5 protein-coding genes are annotated in these 6,016 nt (G+C 69.4%); 2 read left to right on the top strand and 3 right to left on the bottom strand.

What is annotated here, in order from left to right; all coding sequences use genetic code 11:
* The coding region (gene secA / locus DW299_RS10250) for a preprotein translocase subunit SecA (RefSeq protein ID WP_136036520.1) at positions 1-2,671 on the bottom strand (2,671 nt) is incomplete at its 3' end.
* Between the two features lie 185 nt (positions 2,672-2,856).
* Between secA and DW299_RS10245 the strand changes: the two genes are divergently transcribed.
* Positions 2,857-3,474, top strand: a complete 618-nt coding sequence (locus tag DW299_RS10245) for a PadR family transcriptional regulator (RefSeq protein WP_136032894.1) — start codon at positions 2,857-2,859, stop codon at positions 3,472-3,474.
* Between the two features lie 79 nt (positions 3,475-3,553).
* A complete protein-coding gene (locus DW299_RS10240; protein WP_136036519.1) occupies positions 3,554-4,882 on the top strand; it encodes a coiled-coil domain-containing protein in 1,329 nt (442 codons plus the stop codon).
* Positions 4,883-4,948: 66 nt separating this feature from the next.
* On the opposite strand, the gene hpf is transcribed toward DW299_RS10240, so the two are convergent.
* Positions 4,949-5,605 carry a ribosome hibernation-promoting factor, HPF/YfiA family gene (gene hpf, locus DW299_RS10235; RefSeq protein ID WP_136032892.1) on the bottom strand — a complete coding sequence of 219 codons (657 nt, stop codon included), beginning with the start codon at positions 5,603-5,605 and terminating at the stop codon, positions 4,949-4,951.
* A 131-nt stretch (positions 5,606-5,736) separates the two neighbouring features.
* On the bottom strand, positions 5,737-6,016 hold a 280-nt coding region (locus DW299_RS10230; RefSeq protein WP_275090586.1), incomplete at its 5' end, for a phosphoribosyltransferase family protein.

Genomic DNA, 6,016 nt, shown 5'->3' with positions numbered 1-6,016 from the left:
CGGCCGCCTGACGCAGACGGTCGGTCGCCGCCTGCTGCACCTGCCCGCGGTCGTTGCGCACCTCGACCTCGCCGGCGTCGTTCGCGGCGGAGTACTCCAGTCGCTGCTCGCCCCCGTCGGTGGCGAGGCCCTTCGCCTCGACCTCCGCGGTCTGCGCATCGCCGACGCGGCGCACCTCGACCTCGAGGTTGTAGAGGTAGCCGACGGACTCCTCCTTGATCTGCCCCATCATCGACTGGAACATCGCGTACCCCTCGCGCTGGTACTCGATGAGCGGGTCGCGCTGGGCCATGGCGCGCAGGCCGATGCCGTCCTTCAGGTAGTCCATCTCGTAGAGGTGATCGCGCCAGCGGCGGTCGAGCACCTGCAGCACCACACGGCGCTCCAGCTCACGCGTGGCGGCCTCGCCCAGCGACTCCTCGCGCTTCTCGTACGCGATCTTCGCGTCGGACAGCAGCTCGCGCGTGAGACCCTCCGCGGTGATCCCGCCCTTGCGGCCCGCAGCCTCCGACACGACCTCGTCGATGGTCACTCCGACCGGATAGAGCGTCTTGAGCTCGGTCCACAGCGCGTCGAAGTCCCAGCTCTCGTTGTGACCCTCGCCGGTGTGGTCGCGCACGACGCCGCTGATCGCATCCTCGATGAAGTGCTGCACCCGGTCGGCGATGTCGTCGCCCTGCAGGATGTGGCGACGGTCGGCGTAGATCGCCTCGCGCTGCCGGTTCAGCACGTCGTCGTATTTGAGGACGTTCTTGCGCATCTCGGCGTTGCGCGCCTCGACCTGCGACTGGGCGCTGCGGATCGCGCGGGAGACCAGGCCGGACTCGATCGGCACGTCGTCGGGGAAGTTGGTGCGGGCCAGGATCGCCTCGGCGGCTCCGGACTGGAACAGGCGCATGAGGTCGTCGGTCAGGCTGAGGTAGAACCGGCTCTCGCCCGGGTCGCCCTGACGACCGGAACGACCGCGGAGCTGGTTGTCGATACGACGGGACTCATGCCGCTCCGTGCCGAGGACGTACAGTCCCCCGGCCTCGATGACCTTGGCGGCCTCCTCCGCGACCACGGCCTTCATGGCCTCGTAGGTCTCGTCCCACGCGACCTCGTACTCGTCGGGGGTCTCGACCGGGTCGAGGCCCTTGGACTTCAGTTCCTGCACCGCGAGGAACTCGGCGTTGCCGCCGAGCATGATGTCGGTACCGCGACCGGCCATGTTCGTGGCGACGGTGACGGCCCCCAGGCGGCCGGCGCGCGCGACGATCTCGGCCTCACGCGCGTGGTTCTTCGCGTTCAGGACCTCGTGCTTGATGCCCTTCTTGGCCAGCAGCCGCGAGAGGTACTCGCTCTTCTCGACGCTGACCGTGCCGACGAGCACGGGCTGGCCGGCGGCGTGCCGCTCCGCGATGTCCTCGACGACCTGGGCGAACTTCGCCGTCTCGTTCTTGTAGACGAGGTCGGACTGGTCCTTACGGATCATCGGCCGGTTGGTCGGGATCGGGATGACGCCGAGCTTGTAGGTGGACATGAACTCCGCGGCCTCGGTCTCGGCCGTACCGGTCATGCCGGCCAGCTTCTCGTAGAGGCGGAAGTAGTTCTGCAGGGTGACCGTCGCGAGCGTCTGGTTCTCGGCCTTGACGGGCACGCCCTCCTTGGCCTCGATCGCCTGGTGGATGCCCTCGTTGTAACGGCGGCCCACGAGGATGCGTCCGGTGTGCTCGTCGACGATCATGACCTCGTCGTTCATCACGACGTAGTCGGTGTCGCGCTTGAACAGGGCGAGCGCCTTGATCGAGTTGTTGAGGAACGAGATCAACGGAGTGTTCGCCGACTCGTAGAGGTTGTCGATGCCGAGGTAGTCCTCGACCTTCTCGATGCCCGGCTCGAGCACACCGACCGTGCGCTTCTTCTCGTCGACCTCGTAGTCCACACCGGCCTCGAGCGTGCGGGCGATCTTGGCGAACTCCGCGAACCAGCGGTTCGCCTCCCCCGAGGAGGGTCCGGAGATGATGAGCGGCGTCCGGGCCTCGTCGATGAGGATCGAGTCGACCTCGTCGACGATCGCGAAGAAGTGCTCGCGCTGGACGAGATCCTCCTTGCGCCAGGCCATGTTGTCGCGCAGATAGTCGAAGCCGAACTCGTTGTTCGTGCCGTAGGTGATGTCGGCGGCGTACTGCTCGCGACGCACCGCCGGAGTCTGCCCGGAGACGATGATGCCGGTGGTCATGCCGAGGGCGCGGTACACGCGTCCCATCAGCTCGGCCTGATAGTTCGCAAGGAAGTCGTTCACGGTGATCACATGCACGCCCTTGCCGGCGATGGCGTTGAGGTAGGCCGGGAAGGTCGCGACCAGGGTCTTGCCCTCACCGGTCTTCATCTCGGCGATGTTGCCGAGGTGGAGCGCCGCGCCACCCATGATCTGCACGTCGTAGGCGCGCATGCCCAGGGTCCGCTTGGCCGCCTCGCGCACTGCCGCGAAGGCCTCCGGCATGAGCTGGTCGAGGGTCTCCCCCTTCTCGTACCGCGCGCGGAGCTCCGCCGTCTCGTTGCGGAGCTCGTCGTCCGTGAGCTCCGAGATGTCGTCTTCCAGGGCGTTCACGGCCTTGACCACCTGATTGAGGCGACGGATGATGCGTCCTTCACCGGCGCGCAGCAGCTTCTCAAGAGGATTGGCCACGGATGTCTCTCCCTGTCATTGGGTCCTTGCCGGCCGCCGAGAGGCGATCGCCAGGCATACTTTGCCATGTTACCGGTCTGTGACCTGCGCGTCGCCTGCACGGCATATCGTGCCGCGCCGCGGCGGTGTTGCCGAGTATGCATATACTCGGCATGCTTCCGTCCGTCACGCAGAGGAGTCCGGCCATGTCCGTCCGCCACAGCCTGCTCGCCATCCTCGATCAGGGCGCCTGCTACGGGTACCAGCTCCGTCACGAGTTCGCCCGTCGAACGGGGTCGACCTGGACCCTGAACGTGGGACAGATCTACAACACGCTCGAACGACTCGAGCGCGACGGTATGGTGCAGCGGGGCGACGCCGACGAGCACGGCCACGTGTACTGGCGGATCACGCCGGACGGATCGGCCGAGGTGGCCCGCTGGCTGTCCGACCCCGTCGAGCGGATCCAACCGGCGCGCGAAGAGCTCGCCGTCAAGGTCGCGATGGCGGCGACGCTCCCCGGGGTCGACGCCGCCGACGTCATCCGCGCGCAGCGCGCGTCCTCTGAGCGCCGGCTCGCGGCTCTGCGCGACGCCGCCTTCACCGGTCACGACGCCGACAGCGCGGAGGCTCTGGCCTGGTCGCTCGTGACCGACTCCATGATCTTCGCGGCCGAGGCCGAGGTGCGGTGGCTGGAGCACACCGAGCGCCGTCTCGCCGCACACCCGCATCCTCAGCTCGCGCTCGGTCTCGCGACCGAGCGACCCAAGCGCGGCCGCCCCGCCGGAGCCGCGCAGCAGCGTCGGCCCGAACCCGTCGCCTGAGACCGCCGCGGTCGTACGGCACGTTCGCCTGGAGCGGATGCTCAGCCCGCGCGGTCACCGGGGAAACTAGGATCGCCTCATGGCTGGATTTTGGGGTAGACGCAAACGCGAACAGGAAGAGCTCGCCGCTCAGGACGCCGACCTCGCACGGCGTGCCGAGCAGGCCCTCGTCGGAGCCGACGAGCGCATCCGCACCACCGCCGATGAGCTCGTGTTCGCCGAGGCCGAGCTGGGCGAGTCCCTGACCGCCGACCTCAAGGCCGCCCTGACCTCCGTGCGCACGCACCTGCGCGAGGCGTTCCAGCTTCATCAGCTCAACCACGACGAGATCCCCGACACCGCCGAGGAGCTGCGCACCCGCAACGCGCGCATCCTGCAGCTGTGCGACTGGGCCGAAGACCTCCTGGACGAGAAGACGACCGTCCTCGCGGAGTCGGTCGCGAAGGTGCGCCGCGCACCCCAGATCATCGCCCAGGTGCGCGCCGACGCCGAGGCCCTCGCCGCGCGGATCCCCCAGACGGACGAGACGGTCTCCCGTCTCTCCGCGCGCTACGCCGACTCGGCGATGCACCAGATCACGGCGAGCGCCGCCGAGGCGCAGCAGCTGATCCGCTTCGCCACCCACAGCGCCGACATCTCCGAGCGACGCCGCGAGGCCAAGCAGAACGAGGAAGCCAACCTCGCCCTCGAGACCGCGACCGAGGCGACGCGGCGAGCCGCCGCACTGCTGGACGCGGTCGAGGACTTCGAGATCGAAGCGCTCCGCGCCGAGTCCACCCTCGCCGAGGTCATCGCCGACTCCCGCGGCGACCTGATCGCCGCCCGCAAGGCCCCCGCGGTGCCCGCGGTCGCCGAGGCGGTGGCGGCGCTGCAGGCCGCGCTCGCCTCGCTGACCCCGGCCGGCCAGCCGAATGATCCGTTCGCCGAGCTGTCGCGACTACGCGAGGCCAACTCGGCGCTCGACGACGCCATCGCCAAGGCCAGGCACCGCGCCGAGAATCCGCTGCCGTCGCTCGCCCAGGTACAGCACGCGATCGACGACGCGGACCGTCAGCTGGGCGTGGCACGCGGCCTGATCGCCGGACACCGCGGCTGGATCGGGGCGGATGCGCGCACACGACTCGCCGAGGCCGAGCGCCTGCGCGTCGACCTGAGCGACCTCCTGCCGGCGGAGGACACCAGAGAGGCCGCGCTCGTGCAGGCGCGACGGGTCGCGCACCTCGCCGCCGAGGCGCTGCAGCTCGCGCAGCGCGACATCGACTCCTCGCGCCCGCAGGACCAGGACTGGGGCGGCGGCGGCTGGGGCGGCGGCCCGCGCCGGGGTGGTGGCATGGGCGGCGGCGACCTCGCCTCCGGCATCCTCGGCGGACTCGTCATCGGCAGCATCCTCGACGGCATCTTCGACTGACGCACCCCTGACCACGCGAAACGGCCCGATCCGCGATGGATCGGGCCGTTCGTGCGTCTGCCGAGCTCAGGAGGCGAGTGCCTCCGCCGGCGGTGCCTGCGTGCTCAGCGCGATCACGCCGTAGTCCCAGCCCTTGCGGCGGTACACCACGCTGGGATGGTCGGTGCGGGCATCGACGAAGAGGAAGAAGTCGTGCCCGACGAGCTCCATCCGGTCGACCGCCTCCTCCACGGTCATCCACTCCGCATCGAAGCTCTTGGTGCGGATGACGACGGGCGAGTACTCCTCTTCCTCGTCGTTCTGCACGGGGATGCTGCCGGTCGCGACGGCGTGCAGGACCTCGACCGAGGCCGGCTGCACGTCGATGCCCTCGAGCGATCCGCTGCCCTTCTCGAAGTGCGGGCCGCGCGGGTGCTGGCGTCCGTCGACGCGCTTCTCCTTCGCGCGGCGCAGCTGCTCCGTCATCTTGTCGACCGCGAGATCCAGCGCGACGAACTTGTCGCCGTCGACCGCCTCGGCCCGGACCACGGGACCCTTGCCGATGAGCGTCAGCTCGACCGTCTCATCGGGAACGCGCCCGTTTCGATACACGCGGTGGGTGACCTTGACGTCCAGACGTTGCGCCTTGGCTGCGAGAGTCTCGATCTTGGCGATCTTCTCTTCGACGACGGTGCGGAAGCGATCGGTGATACCCACCCCGACGCCGACGATACTCGTTTCCATTGCTGCCTCCTTGTCCCGGTCCTCCCGGCCAAGGGCGGACCGTGGTCGCCTTGTGACACCCCACCGTAGTCCGACCGGCGACGGAAGTCACGGGTGTCGGCCCTGTGTCCCCGGTGAGTCTCCGATGAACCTCATCCGGATACCGCGTTCGTCGGCGTGGCGGCGAGCGCGACCAGCGCGATCACCTCATACCCGGCCTCCTCGAGCGCCCGCGCGGCCTCGTCCAGGGTCGCTCCGGTGGTGACCACGTCGTCCACCACGACGACCGCCGCGCCGCGCCCGTCCGCGACGGCACGCATCGCGGCGCGGACGTTGTCGCGCCGCTCCATCCCGCCGAGGCTGCGCTGGTCGTGCGCCGCCCTGGTCCAGCGCAACGCCCGCGTGGGGCTCGCCCCGGCCCGCCGCACCAGC

Source organism: Microbacterium sp. K35, from assembly GCF_004794375.1.
GTDB classification, from domain to species: Bacteria; Actinomycetota; Actinomycetes; order Actinomycetales; family Microbacteriaceae; genus Microbacterium; species Microbacterium sufflavum.
This window is presented reverse-complemented; position numbering and strand designations above follow the sequence as displayed.